Annotated in this window: 15 protein-coding genes and 1 tRNA gene; 6 read left to right on the forward strand and 10 right to left on the reverse strand. The window is 68.8% G+C overall.

Features of this window, described 5'->3' with window-relative positions:
- Positions 1 to 255: 255 nt before the first annotated feature.
- Entirely contained in the window at positions 256 to 423 is a 168-nt protein-coding gene (locus ACIBB8_RS17125; protein WP_366694055.1) for an e9imm peptide, read from the reverse strand.
- 59 nt (positions 424 to 482) lie between these two features.
- Positions 483 to 788, reverse strand: a complete 306-nt coding sequence (locus ACIBB8_RS17130; protein WP_366694054.1) for an NUDIX hydrolase — start codon at positions 786 to 788, stop codon at positions 483 to 485.
- A gap of 27 nt (positions 789 to 815) precedes the next feature.
- Between ACIBB8_RS17130 and ACIBB8_RS17135 the strand changes: the two genes are divergently transcribed.
- Positions 816 to 1,967, forward strand: a complete 1,152-nt coding sequence (locus ACIBB8_RS17135; RefSeq protein WP_398952839.1) for a tyrosine-type recombinase/integrase — start codon at positions 816 to 818, stop codon at positions 1,965 to 1,967.
- A gap of 68 nt (positions 1,968 to 2,035) precedes the next feature.
- On the opposite strand, the gene ACIBB8_RS17140 is transcribed toward ACIBB8_RS17135, so the two are convergent.
- The 4 genes from ACIBB8_RS17140 to ACIBB8_RS17155 all read right to left on the reverse strand — a co-directional run bounded on the left by ACIBB8_RS17140 (position 2,036) and on the right by ACIBB8_RS17155 (position 5,697).
- Positions 2,036 to 2,111: transfer RNA gene (locus ACIBB8_RS17140), tRNA-Arg, on the reverse strand.
- 331 nt (positions 2,112 to 2,442) lie between these two features.
- Positions 2,443 to 3,408 carry a hypothetical protein gene (locus ACIBB8_RS17145; protein ID WP_398952841.1) on the reverse strand — a complete coding sequence of 322 codons (966 nt, stop codon included), beginning with the start codon at positions 3,406 to 3,408 and terminating at the stop codon, positions 2,443 to 2,445.
- A complete protein-coding gene (locus tag ACIBB8_RS17150) occupies positions 3,405 to 5,234 on the reverse strand; it encodes an alpha/beta hydrolase (protein ID WP_398952843.1) in 1,830 nt (609 codons plus the stop codon). Before ACIBB8_RS17150 ends, ACIBB8_RS17145 begins: the two co-directional genes overlap by 4 nt.
- 7 nt (positions 5,235 to 5,241) lie before the next feature.
- On the reverse strand, positions 5,242 to 5,697 hold the full coding sequence (locus ACIBB8_RS17155; protein WP_366694050.1) for a hypothetical protein: 456 nt from the start codon (positions 5,695 to 5,697) through the stop codon (positions 5,242 to 5,244).
- A 302-nt stretch (positions 5,698 to 5,999) separates the two neighbouring features.
- Between ACIBB8_RS17155 and ACIBB8_RS17160 the strand changes: the two genes are divergently transcribed.
- Positions 6,000 to 7,799, forward strand: coding sequence for a class I adenylate-forming enzyme family protein (locus ACIBB8_RS17160; protein WP_398952845.1), 1,800 nt, complete (start codon positions 6,000 to 6,002; stop codon positions 7,797 to 7,799).
- Here ACIBB8_RS17160 and ACIBB8_RS17165 read toward each other — a convergent pair whose 3' ends face one another.
- Positions 7,800 to 9,077, reverse strand: coding sequence for a M6 family metalloprotease domain-containing protein (locus ACIBB8_RS17165; protein WP_398952847.1), 1,278 nt, complete (start codon positions 9,075 to 9,077; stop codon positions 7,800 to 7,802). It lies immediately after the preceding gene.
- A 293-nt stretch (positions 9,078 to 9,370) separates the two neighbouring features.
- Here ACIBB8_RS17165 and ACIBB8_RS17170 point away from each other — a divergent pair, with 293 nt between their 5' ends.
- On the forward strand, positions 9,371 to 10,033 hold the full coding sequence (locus tag ACIBB8_RS17170; RefSeq protein WP_398952849.1) for a TetR/AcrR family transcriptional regulator: 663 nt from the start codon (positions 9,371 to 9,373) through the stop codon (positions 10,031 to 10,033).
- A gap of 192 nt (positions 10,034 to 10,225) precedes the next feature.
- On the forward strand, positions 10,226 to 11,752 hold the full coding sequence (locus tag ACIBB8_RS17175; RefSeq protein WP_398952851.1) for an MFS transporter: 1,527 nt from the start codon (positions 10,226 to 10,228) through the stop codon (positions 11,750 to 11,752).
- A gap of 95 nt (positions 11,753 to 11,847) precedes the next feature.
- Here the strand turns inward: ACIBB8_RS17175 and ACIBB8_RS17180 are convergent, their stop codons facing one another.
- Positions 11,848 to 12,360, reverse strand: a complete 513-nt coding sequence (locus ACIBB8_RS17180) for a MarR family winged helix-turn-helix transcriptional regulator (protein WP_398952853.1) — start codon at positions 12,358 to 12,360, stop codon at positions 11,848 to 11,850.
- A 129-nt stretch (positions 12,361 to 12,489) separates the two neighbouring features.
- On the opposite strand from ACIBB8_RS17180, the gene ACIBB8_RS17185 reads away from it, so the two are divergent.
- Positions 12,490 to 13,272 (forward strand): dioxygenase, encoded by a 783-nt coding sequence (locus ACIBB8_RS17185; protein ID WP_398952855.1) that lies wholly within the window; start codon positions 12,490 to 12,492, stop codon positions 13,270 to 13,272.
- Positions 13,273 to 13,276: 4 nt separating this feature from the next.
- Here the strand turns inward: ACIBB8_RS17185 and ACIBB8_RS17190 are convergent, their stop codons facing one another.
- Positions 13,277 to 14,365 (reverse strand): questin oxidase family protein, encoded by a 1,089-nt coding sequence (locus tag ACIBB8_RS17190; protein WP_398952857.1) that lies wholly within the window; start codon positions 14,363 to 14,365, stop codon positions 13,277 to 13,279.
- A 72-nt stretch (positions 14,366 to 14,437) separates the two neighbouring features.
- Positions 14,438 to 15,013 carry a GNAT family N-acetyltransferase gene (locus ACIBB8_RS17195; RefSeq protein WP_398952859.1) on the reverse strand — a complete coding sequence of 192 codons (576 nt, stop codon included), beginning with the start codon at positions 15,011 to 15,013 and terminating at the stop codon, positions 14,438 to 14,440.
- A 113-nt stretch (positions 15,014 to 15,126) separates the two neighbouring features.
- Between ACIBB8_RS17195 and ACIBB8_RS17200 the strand changes: the two genes are divergently transcribed.
- Positions 15,127 to 16,125 (forward strand): RNA polymerase sigma factor RpoD/SigA, encoded by a 999-nt coding sequence (locus ACIBB8_RS17200; RefSeq protein ID WP_398952861.1) that lies wholly within the window; start codon positions 15,127 to 15,129, stop codon positions 16,123 to 16,125.
- Positions 16,126 to 16,140: the final 15 nt, after the last annotated feature.

The raw sequence follows: 16,140 nt of genomic DNA on the forward strand, positions 1-16,140 counted from the left end.
CGAGTTCGAACGCACCATCAGCGAAGCACGAGCCGAGCACCACCAGAAGGACCAAGCCGCGTAAGGAAGGCCTCTACGTTTCCAGGGGATTGACATCCACGACCTCCCCAGGGAGCGACAGCACGACAGGCCACTACTCCCACGGGACCGCCGACCCTACGCCCGACCAGCGGAAACGCAGACCTCAAGTCCGGAAAGACAACAGCTTATAACCCGGACCACCGATTGATCACAACTCAATACGAGCCCTAGAGCTCAGAGGGCGATCGGCTTGTATGCCAAGGCCCGGTCGACGATCTCTTCGGCGCTCAACTCCTGGTCGGAGTCCCAGTAGATGTAGTCGCTGATGTGGGGGCACACCAGTCCGCGCTCCAGGGCGTCGAGGATCTCGCCTGTCTCCGATTCGTCGGCAACAACGTCCAAGAGGCACTGGACTAGGGACACGGCCTCTGCGCGGCTCATCGTTCGCTGCGGCTGCATGGTCACCGCGCCGTCGTCAGTCGGTGGCCGTCGTGGCTCCGGACATGAGGGCCTGCCCCGTCGAGGGCGTCGAGTAGCCGGACCGCGTACACCTCTGCCATCCGCTCAGCGACCTCTTCGGGGGTGAGCCAGTCAACTGCCGTCGACTCGGCGGAGGTTCGCTCGATGCCTCCTGACGGCTTGCAGCGGAACACCAGGGCGACGATGCCGCGGGTCGTGTTCTTGTAGACCCCTGTGAGCTCGTCGACCTCGACCCGGATGCCGGTTTCTTCCCGGCGTGTACCTGCAGACGCCGTACGGGACTTCATTACCCGCGAGATCGAGGAGGTTGCCTGATGGCCTCCCAGCGCAAGCGCAACCCCAACGGCGCGGGCACGATCACCAAGCGCAAGGACGGCCGCTATCAGGCTGCCGTCTACGTCCTCCAGCCGGATGGCACCCGGGCTCGCAAGTTCGCCTACGGCAAGACCTGGGCTGAGTGCGACGCCAAGCGCCGCGAACTACTCGACAAGGTCGACCAGGGCGTCCCCGTGCCCACCCGTTCGGCCAGGCTCTCGGAGTGGCTGCCGTACTGGCTCGACAACATCATCAAGCCCCGGCGCAAGCTGAGCACGTACGACAAGTACGAAGCTCACGTGCGGCTCTACGTCGTGCCCATGCTGGGCTCGAAGCGGCTGGAATCTCTTGGCGTTGCCGATGTCCGGCGCTTCATCGTTCAGCTGGAGAACAAGACGACCGCGGCCACTGCCAAGGAGTCTCACCGCGTGCTGCGCACGGCTCTCAGCGCCGCCTGCCGCGAGGAACTGGTGACCCGGAACGTGGCCGCCCTCGTCGAGCCGCCGCGTGCCAAGTCCCGGGAGCTGAGCCCCTGGACACTCGACGAGACCCTGGGCTTCCTCGCCGCCGCCCGTAAGGACCCGCTGTACGCGGCCTTCGTGCTCGCCATCGCCATGGGCCTCCGCCGGGGCGAGATCATCGGTCTCCGCTGGACCGATATCGACCTGGACAACCGCGTGATCTACGTCCGGCAGCAGACCCAGCGACGGCGCGGAGTCCTCTATGACGACGAGACCAAGAACCGCCGCCATCGTGCCCTGCCGCTCCCGGCGATGTGCATCCCGCCGCTGCGCTGGCATCGGATGCGCCAGGCGGCCGCGAAGCAGCGTGCGGGGGAGTCCTGGGACGAGAACGGCCACGTCTTCACCACCCGCACCGGTCGCCCGGTCGAGCCGCGCAACGTGTACCGCTCCTTCACCCGCGTAGCCGACTCCGCCGGCCTCCGCGTCGTCCGGCTGCACGATGCCCGGCACGGCTGCGCGACGCTCCTCACCGCGGCCGGGGTCGCGCCCCGCGTCGTGATGGAGATCCTCGGGCACAGCCAGATCAGCATCACCATGGACGTCTACACGCACGTCGTCCACGACACGCAGCGCGAGGCCATCAGCCACATGGACCGGCTGCTCAAGAGGCGCCCTAGCCGTGAGTGACCGCCCTCGTTGATGTCAAAAACTGATGGCAAAGGCCCCGGACCATGATCGGTCCGGGGCCTTTTGCCTGGTGCCCCCGGCAGGATTCGAACCTGCGACACCCGCTTTAGGAGAGCGGTGCTCTATCCCCTGAGCTACGAAGGCGGGGATCTGTCGGAAAACGTGTCTGAAAGTCTGCCGAGGTAGGCGGACCGATCAGGCGTGCTTGGCGACAGGTCGCGGTGGCAGCCCGGGAGGGCGTAGCCACCGCGGTCAGTGTAGCGGGTGGTGCATGATCCGTAGGCGGAGATACGTGCGCACTGGCTCAGGCAGCGAGGGCGTGGATGATCTTTGCTCGGGCGGCGGAGTTGCTGAGCCAGGCGTAGCCGATGTAGATCGGCAGCGCCGAATCGGCCCGGCTGTCGCCGCTCACGCGCGGTCCGATCCGGGAACGCGACTGGACCCGCCCCGGCGGGACGCGGGGCCGGGCCGGCTGTCAGACGTCTGCGGAAGCCGGACCGCCCACGGGCGTCGTCACCGCGATGCGCACCGCGCCGGTGTTCGAGGCTGCGACCTGTGCGATCGTGCCCTCTTCGGGGTGGCGGGCGACGACGACAGGGGTGCCCCCGCGCGTCGGCACCTGGCGCACGCTCCATCCCTCGCTCTGGAAGTACGCCTGCGCGAGTGCCAGGGCCCGTGCCGTCTCGTCCTCCGGCAACGGTTCGCTCGACCAGGTGTGGTGGACCGAGGTCCCGGACTCGCCCTGGACCGTGCTGAGGCCTTCCCCGGGCTGCGTGGGCGCCGACTCGATCCGCAGGGCGTCGTAGATCCGGCTGGAGTGGGCGAGGGCACGGCGCGTGGTGGGATTGTCGGCCTGCAGGTCCCCCAGTGCGGCGGGGTCGGCCATAGTCGACGCCGAGGACTTCCCCGGCGGGAGGAAACAGGGCGATGTCACCTTGAGAGAGGCGAGGCCCGCGCCCTTGGCGCGATCCACGACGCCGGTTATGGCGTCCATCCAGAAGTCGTCGGGCTCCGTACGCATGTAGACCGACGGAAAGGGGCCGGACCAGTCGTCCTCGCCCGACGAGTTGTACTTGTAGCCCTGCTTCAGCCAGGCGTCTCGTGCCTGCCGCACGAGGTTCTTGGCCTCGACCCCCGGAACACCGGTCAGTTTGTAGGCGAGGGTGACCTGCACGCGGTCGTCAGGGCCGTGGTCGTCTCTGGCGATGCAGGGGCCAACGGGCTGGGGGCCGATGCGCTCCAGTGTCGGCTTGGGGGACATCCCGTCCACCGCCTGGTGAATGATTTCCTCTGCCCGGTCGATCGCCTGCTGCTCATTCATCGTGACCTGCTTCGGTGTCTCTCCGCCGTTTTCCTGTCCGTCCTCCTGCGCCCCGCACGCGGTCACCGTGATCGTCATGGCCAGCAGTGCGGCAGCCGGGATTACTTTGCGTAGATTCACGGCTGTCCTCCAGTAATGATCTTTGCCAGGCTGCCAAGGGGCTTTTCGTCCCAGTACTGGGAGTGCGCGGGCATCATTTCGCCGCCCGAGCCCGGCAACTTCCCGTCGGGGACGTCGAAGACCCTGCCGCCGAAGTTGTCGGAGACCGGGTCGGTTCCGTGGACGATCGAGTGGTTGTCGAAGAGCTCCATGTACGCCTTCGGGTTGAGGGGGGCCAGGGGGCCTGCCGGGGGCGGGGCGAGGTTGATGAGGTCGTTCTTGGCGGTGGCCGCGAAGACACGGTCTGGCGCGATGTTCAGGTCCTTCGCGTGATCCACGCCCACGCCCGGACTGCCCACCATGATCGCGTTGTCGACCGGCAGGTCCAGGTGGGATCTCATCGTCTGGCCTGCCACCAAGGACCCATAGCTGTGACCCAGGAGTGTCTGGTTCACGTCGCGATGATTGGCTTCCTCGATGCCCTGCAGGAAGTTGCCCAGTGGCTCCTCTGCCTTGTCGGCCCACTTGGTCTCCGTCGCATCGGTCGCGATGGCCTGCGGGGCGTCGTACCCGAGCCACACGATCGATGCCGTCGAGTGGGCGGGATCCTGGCGCTCCGCCTCCAACTGGAGTGCCGCAGCCCTGCCGACGTCCCCGTCGATGGACTCCAGCTTGGCGAACGTGCCGGGCACGTACGTCACCACGTTGTCGGCGGTGTCCGGATTTCCGATGGAGACGATGGCGCGCCCCATGTCGTTGCCGTCGAATCCGAGCAGATAGGGGCGATTGCTCTCGCTCGTGTAGCTGTCGAAACGACTCTGGATGGCGTCCATGCCCTTGTAGCCGTTCTCAAGCTGCTTCTTCTTCTCGTTCCACTCCTTCCACTCCTCGGTCGGGACCATCGCGCCCTTCACGTCGCGACCCGTGATGGGGCTGATGTAGGGCTTGTAGTGCTCCGGTTCCTTCTTGAGCCAGGCGTCGTACTCCACCTGCTTGGCGGCGCGTTGTTCCGCGAGCACCATGCGGTTCGCGTCGTCGCGTACGTCGGAGGGAAGGCCATCGAGCGCTCCGATGCTCGCGGGGTGCATGGAGACGTAGGCTGCGCGCTGCTCCTCGGAGAGGTCTTTCCACCAATTGGCGTTGTCCTGGGGCCAGCCGTTCTTGGGCGGTGGCTTGATCGTGTCGAGGTAGGCATCGGCTGTCTCGCGCACGCCCCCCGTGTCCGACGTGACGTCCGTCCAGTCCCGGGCGGACACGGTCAGGTCGTCATCGGCCTTGAGGGCCCGTACTTTCGGCGCCCACTTCGCGTCCGCGTCCGTGGCTTCCTTCAGCGCGTCGGCGATCCGATTCGCGTACCCCATCGCCTTGCCGTAGTTCGGGTTCGGGTGGATGTTCGCCGCCTGGCGCTCCAGGGCATCGGAGGTCTGGCTGCCTCCGGCGCTCCCGGTCACCGTGCCGCCGTCAGCGACCTTCTCGTCGCCCGGCTTCTGACCCGCTGGATACGCGACCGAGCCGTCCCCGTTCACCCTGCAGCCGTCCGCCTGGGCGTCCTCGACCGCCGCGGTCAGCTTCTGCTTGGCGGCCGCCATGTCGTAGGCGAACCCGTTGAGGGCCGTGCTGATCACGCCGCATTCGGTCAGGGCGTAGTGGAAGTTCTTCGCCAGGGCTTGAAGCTGCCTCTGTGACGCCTCCGCCGCCTCACCGTTCAATGTCTTGCGCATGCCCGCGGCGACGGTCTTCTCGATGTGGTCCTTGGCCGCCTGGGCCATGCTGCCCATGGAGCGGTATCCGTCGGCGGCGTCCTCGAACTCGGACGGTTTGAAGGTTTTGAGGGTGGCGTAGTCCATGCCGCCGTCACCGGCCCTGCGCCTGGCCGCCGACGGCGTCCGTGTCCGCGTACGCGAGGTTCAGCTTGTGCATCTCGCCCTTGACCGCCTCATCGGTCGTCAACAGGTCGCGGCCCACCTGCTCCAGGATCTTCTGAAGTGAGCCGCACCGCTCGCTGACGCTTTCGGCGTACTTCTTCCACGAGTCGTACACGTCTTGCTGCGCCGCCGCGCTCAGACAGCCCGTGATCTCGCCGAGCCCTGCCTGGCCGTCCTCCAGTTTGGTCAGCGCGGTGCTGACGCTCTGGCGAAGGGAGCCCACCCCTTCCCCGGCCGTGGTCCACGCCTTCTTGCTGGACGTCAGGCCGCCCGTTACGGCGCTGGGCCCGGAGCCGGGCTCAATCGGAACATGGTTGAGCCGCATCGCTACGGGCTGCCGATTCGTCACATCGGCTTTGATCTGTTCCCACTCGTCCCACGCCATGCGTGGTCTCCTCCCCGTGGCCCGGGCACCGTCCGGGAGAGCGGCATTCAACTTCCGGTGTGCTCAATGAGGTTGCTGGTGCGGACGTTACGGGTCGGGTGCGCTGCGTGACGTCCGCGCGTTCGCTCAACCGGGCCTGAGTATCCGTACCTAGGCGTAGAGGTGCGTCCGCGACTGCGTACGACGACGAGGCGTGCAGCGGGGCAGGTGAAGGGGGTGCGCGGGGCGGGGCGGTGCCTTGACGGGGGATGGGGGCGGGCATAGCGTCGCGGAGTCCTGAGCAGGCGCTTGAAAGGTCGTTCGTGCCGCACCCCGATCCGACCCCATCCGCCGCCTCCACAGCTTCCCCGTCCTCCGCCGAATCGCCCGCCGCGGCCGAATCGCCCGCCGCCGCAGCGTCCGCCGCCCGAATCGACGCCGCGCTCACCGGACCCGGCGCGCCGTTCGCTGTCGTGCGGGCTCAGGACGGCGTGCAGGCGGGCTCGCTCATCTATGCGAGCGGGCCCAGGACCCTTCGCGAGTTCGTCGAGACCACCTGGGCCTTCGGGGACCACCCGTTCCTGATCGGCGCCGGGCGCAGCTACTCGTACGGGGAGTTCTTCGCCGCCGCATCCGCACTGGCGTGCCGGATGACCGAGGAGTACGGGCTCCGCCCCGGTGACCGGGCCGTTGTTGCGATGCGCAATCACCCCGAGTGGCAGATCGCCTTCTGGGCGGCGCAGCTGGCCGGTCTGGTCGCCGTACCGCTCAACGCCTGGTGGACGGAGGGCGAGTTCGCCTACGCGCTCGACGACTGCGAGCCGCGGGTGCTGCTGGTGGACGGTGAGCGGCTGCCGCGGGTTGCCGCCTGGGCGGAGAAGGCCGGGGCGCGCGTCGTCGTCTTCCACCACCGGGACGGCGCGGTTCCGGAGGGGGTCGAGCGGTACGAGGACCTGCCCGCGCCCGACCCGTTCGCCGCACCGCCCGAGGTCGGGATCCGGCCCGAGGACGACGCGACGATCATGTACACCTCGGGCACCACAGGGCGGCCCAAGGGCGCTGTCGCCACCCAGCTCGCCCAGGCGGGGGCCGCACTCAACCCGCGGTTCCATGCGGCCGCTTCCGCGCTGGGCCGCGGGGTCATCCCGGGACAGGGGCCCGCTCCTGTCACGCTGATGACCTTCCCGTTCTTCCATGTCGCCGCGTTCACCGGTTTCTACGCTGCGATGGCCGCGGGCGGCTCGCTCGTGGTCATGCGGAAGTGGGACGCCGAGGAGGCGCTCCGGCTGATCCGGGAGCACGGCGTCACCCACTACGCCGGCGTCCCGGCCACCGCCCTTCAGCTGCTCGCCGCCGCCGAGCGTGCGGACGACCGGCTGGAGAGCCTCCGGATGCTGAACACCGGTGGCGCCGCCGCCCCGCCCGACCTGGTCGCACGGCTCACCGCCCGCTACGGCGAGCGGATCGAGCCGCGCAACGGCTACGGCCTCACTGAGACGAGCGGCGGCGTCCTGGCCAACTTCGGCGCCGAGTACCGGCTCCACCCAGGCAGTGTCGGCCGGCCGACACCCGTCACCGAGGTGCGGATCACCGGTCCGGCGGGTGAGACGCTGCCCGAGGGGGAGATCGGCGAGCTGTGGCTGCGAGGCCAGTCGCTGGTCCGTGGCTACTGGCGCGATGAGGCGGCGACGGCCGAGGCGTTCACGGACGGCTGGTTCCGGACCGGTGATCTCGCGCTGGTGCGCGACGGGCGGGTCACCATCGTCGACCGGATCAAGGACATGGTGATCCGTGGCGGCGAGAACGTGTACTGCGTGGAGGTCGAGGCCGCGCTCCACGACCACGTGGACGTCGAGGACGCGGCGGTGCTGGGGGTGTCGCATCCGGTCCTGGGCGAGGAGGTCGCGGCGGTCGTCCGGCTGCGGCCCGGTGCCACCGTCACGGCCGACGAGCTGCGGGCGCACGTCGGGCGGAGCCTGGCCGCCTTCAAGGTCCCGGCCCATGTCCTCGTGCGGGACGAGCAACTGCCCCGGAACCCGACCGGGAAGATCCTCAAGCGTGAGCTGCGCAGGGTGGTCGACGAGGAGGTCCGCACTCTCAGACGCAGCGAGGAGGGGGTGTGATCAGAGGCGGGTGACGCGGACCCGGTAGTTCCCCCTGGAGTCCTTGTCGACGACGGATATGCGTATGCCGTTGGTCCGGTCGGTGAAGCTCTGGCCGGGCTGGAACGGGGCGTCGGAGAGTTCGGCATGCACATTGGGCAGCCGCGTGCAGCCGCCGCTGTCCTTGGTGCTGTCCACGACGGAGATCGGACCCTCGCCCGTGTCGACGTCGGAGCTGACCTTGTAGATCAGTACGCCGGGCCGGCAGACCGCCTGGTCGTTGCCCGCCTGGGTCCGTACCTCCATCGCGTAGCCGGACTGCCCGGTCAGCGGCACGAAGGCCAGCTTCCGGCCGCCCCGGGTGGCAAGGGGCGTGAGGACGTGGTCGGTGGTGCCTGGCTTGGACGCGCAGCTGACCTGGTTCTTGTCGAGCCAGCCGAGTTTCCACTTGTGCCAGCCGAGGAAGTCGTTGTTGGCCCCCCAGTCCTCGGACATGATGTCCCAGTGCCCGACCGAACCGCCGCCCTCCATGGTGTAAAGGTCGGGCAGGCCGAAGATATGGCCGTTCTCGTGCGGCAGGACGCGGTAGCCGGTCTGTGCGTACGAGCCCGAGCCGTCGTCCTGGCGGCTGTAGATGAAGGACGTGTTGGAGAGCGGGGCACCATCCGCGAGCGGTGCGTCGTCGTTGCCGGAGAAGGTCACGGACAGGACGGTGTCCAGGGCGGGGGGTCCGGCGTTCGGTGTGACCAGGATGTTGACCAGGTCGTACGCGCCGAAGTCCACCTTCGGGTCGGCGAGGGCCACGATGTCCTGGACCAGGTGCCGGTAGCCCGGCTCGTACGTTGAGCCGCGCCCTATCCCGTACGCCGAGAACGGCAGAGGCATCCGAAGCCAGCTCTTCACGGGGGCGTCGGGCCGGTAGATGAGCCGGCCGTACGAACTGGTGCGGAACCAGTTGGTGGTCTGCGGGAAGAATTCGGCGAGCCGTTTGAGCGCCGGCTCCGGTCCCGGCGCGTCCGGGAAGTCGATCATCAGGTTCAGTGCGTGGACCTGGCCCGTGGAATGGGCGTACCCCGTCGGCGTCGGCATACCCTCCGACATCTGCACGCCCATCGTCGCGGCTATTCGGCACGGTCCGACCCCTGCCGCCTCGGTGCTGGTCACCGGCCCCGCGCCGGCGTGGCCGGGCGGCACGAGCGTGCTGCTGGCGGAGGCCAGAGCCCCTATGACCAGGGCGCTTGCCCCCGCCAGTGCGACCGGGTGGCGCTGGTTGCGTATCCGGCGGCGGGGCTGCTGCATAGAGGCGCCTTCGGGGTCCGCGGCAGTCGGCCGACCCTGACTGCCCTCTCTGAATCACCCTCGGGCGGGCGGTACGGCGCCGCGCGCTGGGTGCGCCGATCGGTGTAATTTCCCGCCTGCGTGATGTGACCCAGGTCACGGTGGAGCGGGAAATAACCGGGGATCGATTCCCCGTTTGAACCTGGTGTCCCCAGCTAAACGGGGAGGCGGTCCCCGCTTGCCCGAGGTTGTGCGCGCGGAGGCCATCGCAGGACCTGCACGGCCAGGAAGACCCGGAAGAGAAGGACCATCTCGTGAAAACCGCTGACCGCCCCGCCGCCGGAACCGTGCCGCGCCGTACGACCCGCCCGCGGGCCGACGCGCTGCGCAACCGGGAGCGGATCGTCGCGGCCGCGCGCGATATGTTCGTCGAGTTCGGGCCGGATGTGCCGCTCGACGAGGTGGCCCGCCGTGCAAGCGTCGGCAACGCCACGCTCTACCGGAACTTCCCCGACCGCGCAGCACTGATCCATGAGATCGTCCTCTCGGTCACCTCCCGCACCACCGAACGCGCGGAAGAGGCGGCGGCAGAGGAAGCCGACCCCTTCGCCGCGCTCTGCCGCTTCGTGCACGCGGCGGCCGACGAACGCATCGGCGCGCTCTGCCCGATGCTGTCCGGCAGCTTCGACAGGGACCATCCCGAACTGCTCGCCGAGCGTCGCCGCTTCGAAGAGGCCGTCGAAGGGCTCGTGGCGCGAGCCATGTCCGTGGGGCGCCTGCGCACCGACATCGCCGTCGGTGACGTACTGGTCGGCCTCTCCCAGCTCACCCGGCCGCTGCCCGGCATCGCCTGCCAGGGCATCGACCGCTTCGCCCACCGTCATCTCCAGCTGTTCCTGGACGGCCTGGAGGCTCCGGCCCGGTCCGTTCTGCCCGGGACAGCGGCGACCTTGGAGGTTCTGCGGCGTCGCTCATGACGCCCGTGCCCGGCTCCTGAGACAGGTTCCGGGCCGCGTGTCCGCCATGCCCTCGCCACCCGACTTACCGCACGTCCACTTCCACCACCCTCACCTCCTCCGCTTTCACCGCTGACCGGGTGCACCTCTTCGCGGTCACGGATCACGGTTCACGACTCCTCGCGTCCACGCGCGTCCTTAGGTGGCTAGCCCATGTCAAAAACAGCTGATATCCGACTTCCCGACCCCAATCGCTGGAAAGCGCTGGCCTTCATCGCGCTCGCGCAGCTGATGGTCGTGCTCGATGCCACGATCGTGAACATCGCGCTGCCGCACGCGCAGACGGCCCTCGGCATCACCGATGCCAACAAGCAGTGGGTCATCACGGCCTACGCCCTCGCCTTCGGCGGACTGCTGCTCTTCGGCGGCCGGATCGCCGACCTCTGGGGACGTAAGCGCACCTTTGTCGTCGGTCTGGTCGGCTTCGCGCTGGCCTCCGCGCTCGGTGGTGCAGCGCAGAACCAGGGCATGCTGTTCGGCTCGCGTGCGCTCCAGGGTGCCTTCGGCGCCCTGCTCGCCCCGGCCGCACTCTCGCTGCTCGCCGTGACGTTCACCGACGCCAAGGAGCGCGCCAAGGCGTTCGGCATCTACGGGGCGATCGCCGGTGGCGGCGGCGCCGTCGGCCTGATCCTCGGCGGCTTCCTCACCCAGACGCTGAACTGGCGCTGGACGTTCTTCGTCAACATCCCGTTCGCCATCATCGCCGCCGCGGGCGCGTACTTCGTGATCCGTGAGCCGGCCGGCAGCCGTAACCGCTCCTCGCTCGACATCCCGGGCGTGGTCCTCTCCGCGCTGGGTCTGGTCTCGCTGGTGTACGGATTCACCCGTGCCGAGTCCTCCGGCTGGTCGGACCCGCTGACCGTCGGCATGTTCGTCGCCTCCGGTGTGCTGCTTCTGTCGTTCGTCCTGACCGAGGCCAAGGTCGCGTCGCCGCTGCTGCCGCTCCGCGTGCTGATGGACCGTAACCGCGCCGGCGTCTACCTCTCGCTGGGTCTGGCGGTCATCGGGATGTTCGGGCTGTTCCTCTTCCTGACGTACTACCTGCAGGTCGTGAGGGGTTACTCGCCGATCAGGACGGGCTTCGCCTTCCTCCCGATGATCGCGGGCATGATCACCGGTTCGACGCAGATCGGCGCACGGCTGATGACGCGGGTCCCGGCCCGCAAGCTGATGGGTCCGGGCTTCCTGACCGCCGCCGTGGGCATGCTGCTGCTGACGCAGCTGGAGGTCGACTCCTCGTACGCGGCGCTCATCCTCCCGGCGCAGCTCCTGCTGGGACTGGGCATGGGTACGGCGTTCATGCCGGCCATGTCGCTGGCCACGCACGGGGTCGAGCCGCGGGACTCGGGTGTCGCGTCCGCGATGGTCAACACCTCGCAGCAGGTCGGCGGCGCGATCGGCACCGCGCTGCTGAACACCGTCGCCGCCTCGGCCGCGACGGCGTACGCCACCTCGCACGCCGCGCTCGGCGCGACCGACCCGCAGCTGCTGAAGCTGCAGTCGATGGTGCACGGCTTCACCGGTGCCATCTGGTGGGCGGTCGGCATCCTGGTGGTGGCCTCCGCGATCGCGGTGACGTTCATCAACGCCGGGCGTCCGTCGACCGCCCCGGCCGGCTCGGGTTCCGGTGACGCCGATGGCGTGGAGGACGAGTTCAAGGTGCCGGTCGTCGCGCACTGACGCGGGACGCGCGACGTGAAGTGATGTGAACACGGGTCTGCCCCGGTTCCGCTCAGCGGAACCGGGGCAGACCCGTATGGGTGTGCGAAGGCGGCTCAGCGGAGCCAGGGCAGGTCGGCGTCCGTACCCTCCGGCTCCAGGCCGGTGGCGATGACCTGCATGATCTCGCCGAACGAGCGCACCTGCTCCGGTGTGAGCCGGTCGAACATCGCCTGGCGTACGGCGCGGACATGTCCCGGCGCGGACCGGCGGAGCATCTCGTACCCCTCGTCGGTGAGGACTGCGTTCTGCCCGCGCTTGTCGGACGGGCAGTCCTCGCGGCGCACCCAGCCGTTCCGCTCCAGCCGGGCGACGGCGTGCGAGAGCCGGGAGCGGGTGATCTTGACGTCCTTGGCCAGCTCGGTCATCCGCATCCGGCGGCCGGGCGCCTGGGAGAGCTGGACGAGCAGTCCGTAATAGATGTGCGGCATACCGGCATCGCGTTGCAGCTGGCGGTCGAGGTGGTCTTCCAGGAGCGTGGTTGCGTGGAGGTAGGCGCGCCACACGCTCTGTTCTTCGTCGGAGAGCCAGCGGGTCCCGCCGGTGGATGCCGTGGTCATGTACCCCACTGTACGACCTTTTCTTGAAAGTTGAACTAGATGCGGCTAAGGTCTCTTTGAGTGGGAACTTGAAGCTTCAATGAGCTGATCCCACCGCCGCAGAAGACTTGCTTTGAGCAGTAGTGGATGGGGAGTGTCATGACTGTCACCGCGGAGCGCATGCCCGCCCTCTATCTCTCCCACGGTGCGCCGCCGCTGGCCGACGACCCCGTCTGGCCCGGCCAGCTCGCCGCCTGGTCCGCCGAGCTGCCGCGCCCCACCGCGATCCTCATGGTCTCCGCCCACTGGGAGGAGGCTCCGCTTGCCCTCGGCGCCACCGAGGCCGTCCCGCTCGTCTACGACTTCTGGGGCTTCCCGGAGCACTACTATCGCGTGCAGTACGCGGCCCCGGGTGCCCCGCAGCTGGCGGAGAGCGTACGCAAGCTGCTGCGCGGCGCCGGTATGCCGGTCCAGGACATCCCGGACCGCGGGCTCGACCACGGGGCGTACGTCCCGCTGGTGGAGATGTTCCCGGGCGCCGACATCCCCGTACTCCAGATCTCCATGCCGACGCTGGACCCGCAGAAGCTGATGGACATCGGCCGCAAGCTCGCGCCCCTGCGCGACGAGGGCGTCCTGATCGTCGGCAGCGGCTTCTTCACCCACAACCTGGCAGCCCTGCGGCACGCGGGCGGCGGCAACCCCGGCTGGTCGGTGGAGTTCGATGACTGGGGGCACCGGGCGCTGCAGGCGCAGGACATCGACGCGCTGCTGGACTTCGAGCGCAAGTCCCCGGCCGGGCGGCTGGCCCACCCCCGCACCGAGCACTTCGCGCCGCTCTTCGTGACGCTGGGCGCCTCGGAGGGCGAGCTGGATCAAGGGCGCAGCATCATCGACGGGTTCTGGATGGGGCTTGCGAAGCGCTCGGTGCAGTTCGGCTGAGTGCTCAGAGGGCCGGGGGGATCAGTTCGATCGAGCGGAGCGCGGCGGCCAGGGCCGTCGTGTCACCGACGTCCAGTGCGGTGTCGGTGAACTTGATGGTGTGGTCGTTGCCGTGGGCCGCCGCCCGCGCGAAGATCTCGTCCGCGGAGGATGCCGACGGCGCCGCGGTGCACGGGACGGGGTCGGCCGGGCTGTACGCGGCGGTGACCGCGGCGCTCGCGGCCCAGGCGGCGGCCAGGCTCTGCGGCCACAGTTCACGGGGGAGGGCGGGCAGCGTACGCAGCACGGCGTTGGGTGCGGTCGCGGCGTGCACCAGCATGATCGGATCGCCATGGCCGTGGGTGGCGTAGCGGTGGGTCGCCGCGCTGACCAGTTCCGCCAGCCTGGCGCGCGCCACGTCCGGGTCGTCCGCGTACTGCTCCGGCCACAGCGGGAACGTGGTGAGCAGCGCCAGCCGGTCGCGGATGCCGCCGCTCTGGTCGGCCACCGGCGGTACGGCGTCCAGCGCGGCCGCGGCACTCGGCGCGGGCGCGAGCGACGCCGGTGGGCTCAGCGCGGGCAGCGGCTGGTGGCGGGCGGCCCAGTAGCCCAGGCCATGCGCGAGCTCGGTGACCCGGGGTGCGTTCGCTCCGCCGCCGAGCAGGGTGCGCACGGCGTGGCCGACCCGGATCACGGGGTGGGTGGCGCCCGCGGCGATGCCAGGCAGCAGTCGCGGCCACCATTCGGTGAGGACGTCCTGCCAGGGGCGCCCGGCCGTCTCCTGCGCGAAGTACATCGTCCAGTCGGCGATCCTCCGCGGGTCGCCCAGGGCTTCGTGCCAGTTCTCCGCGGTGATCCGGGTCGCGGGGGCCGGCATGTCCTCCAGCTTGTGGCTGTAATAGTCGAGCCAGCGGTGGACGGCCGGTGCCTGGCCGTGCCGTACGAGCGCCTCGACGGCCATCGGCCCGTGGTTGCTCAGCCAGCCGTCGCGCTCGGGACCCGCGGCGTGGAGCCGTTCCAGCGCCTCGTCGAGCGTGCCGGTGGGGTCGACCGGTGCCAGGTCCGGTGCGCTTGCCGAGTCTGTCCTGCCTGTCCTGCCTGTCGTGTCGGTCATGCCGGAACACGCTAGGCGCGGGGCCCGCCGCCGGTAACGGGCTGCGGACCTACGTCGAGACCCCGCCGGGTCCTAGGTCTCCCGCCCCAGCCGCTTCTCGTACCAGGCCACGTCCCAGTACGTGTCGAACTTCCGGCCCACCTCGGCGTACGTACCGACATGGTGGAAGCCGAAACGTTTGTGCAGTGCGACCGAGGCGTCGTTGGGCTGGGTGATGCCCGCGTACGCGCGGTTCAGGTCCTCGTCGGCGAGCGCCTCGAAAAGCGACGTGTAGAGGAGGGTGCCGATTCCGCGTGCGGTGGCCCACGGCGCGCAGTACACGCTCACCTCGACCGATGTGGCGTATGCCGCCTTGGGGCGGAAGGGGCTGCTGGTGGCGTAGCCCAGGATCGATGCGGGGCCGACAATGCGGACATCCTGAGCAACCAGAAGGCGGTGCGGGCCGTCTTCAGGGTGGGAGCGCAGCCACGGCAGCCGCTGTTCGGGTGTGAAGGGAGCGGTATCGAATGTGAGAGCGGTCTCACATACGTAGTGGTTGTAGATGTCCGTGAGAGCCACCAGATCACCCTCGATGCCGGGCCTGACCTGCACCTCTGTACCGAACTCCGACACGGGCACTCCCCCTCGCAGCCGGACAGGGTACTGCATGATCGCGAAAATGAATGCCAGCCATGGGAATTCTGTCCGGATTCCAGTCGTTGTTTCCATCGGATGCAGGGCACCCGAGAGGGTGTCGCGACCTACTCAGCAAGGGAGCACGCATGGCAACCCGTGCCGTCGCCCGTCGTTCGTCCGCCAGTGGCGGGACCAACCGGGCAAGCAGTGTTCGCGCCGCGGGCGGAGAGATCGCCGATCGCGACCTGGTCGGCATGTACCTGGACGAGATCGCGCGCACGCCGCTGCTCGATGCCGCCAAGGAAGTCGAACTGTCGCAGACCGTCGAGGCGGGCGTGTATGCGCGGCAGATCCTCGACGGTGCGGTGGAGAGCGAAGCCGGTGGAGCGACGCGTGAGGAGCTGGAGGCGCTGGTCGCCGAGGGCGAGCGTGCCAAGGACATCTTCATCCGTTCCAACCTCCGACTGGTGGTTGCTGTAGCCCGCCGCTACCCGCGGGCAGGTCTTCCGCTGCTGGACCTGATTCAGGAAGGAAACGCAGGCCTGGTGCGTGCGGTCGAGAAGTTCGACTACGCCAAGGGCTTCAAGTTCTCCACGTATGCGACGTGGTGGATCCGCCAGGCCATCACCCGCTCCATAGCCGACCAGTCCCGTACGATCCGACTCCCCGTCCACCTGGTGGAGGAGCTCGGCCGGATCCGCCGTGTGCAGCGCGAGTTCAACCGTGAGCACGGGCGTGACCCGGAGCACGAGGAGATAGCCGCAGAGCTGGACTCCACGCCCACGCGCGTCGGTGACGTCCTCGACTGGGCCCGCGACCCGGTCAGCCTCAATATGTCCGTGGACGACGAGGGCGAGACCCAGTTCGGCGATCTGCTGGAGGACACCTCCGCGGTGTCGCCCGAGCAGTCCGTCATGACGCTGCTGCGCAGCGAGGAACTGGAGGACCTGATCGGCAAGCTCGACCACCGCACCGCGTCGATCATCCGAATGCGGTACGGCATCGAGGACGGCCGTGAGCGGACCCTCACCGAGGTGGGCAAGCAGCACGGGCTGACCCGGGAGCGGATCCGTCAGATCGAGAAGCACGCGCTGCTCGAACTGAAGCGAATGGCCCACGACACGGGTTTTGACGCTGCGGCGTGACCCCGCGTCCAGTAG

Source organism: Streptomyces sp. NPDC051286 (assembly GCF_044455345.1).
In the GTDB taxonomy this organism is placed as follows: Bacteria; Actinomycetota; Actinomycetes; order Streptomycetales; family Streptomycetaceae; genus Streptomyces.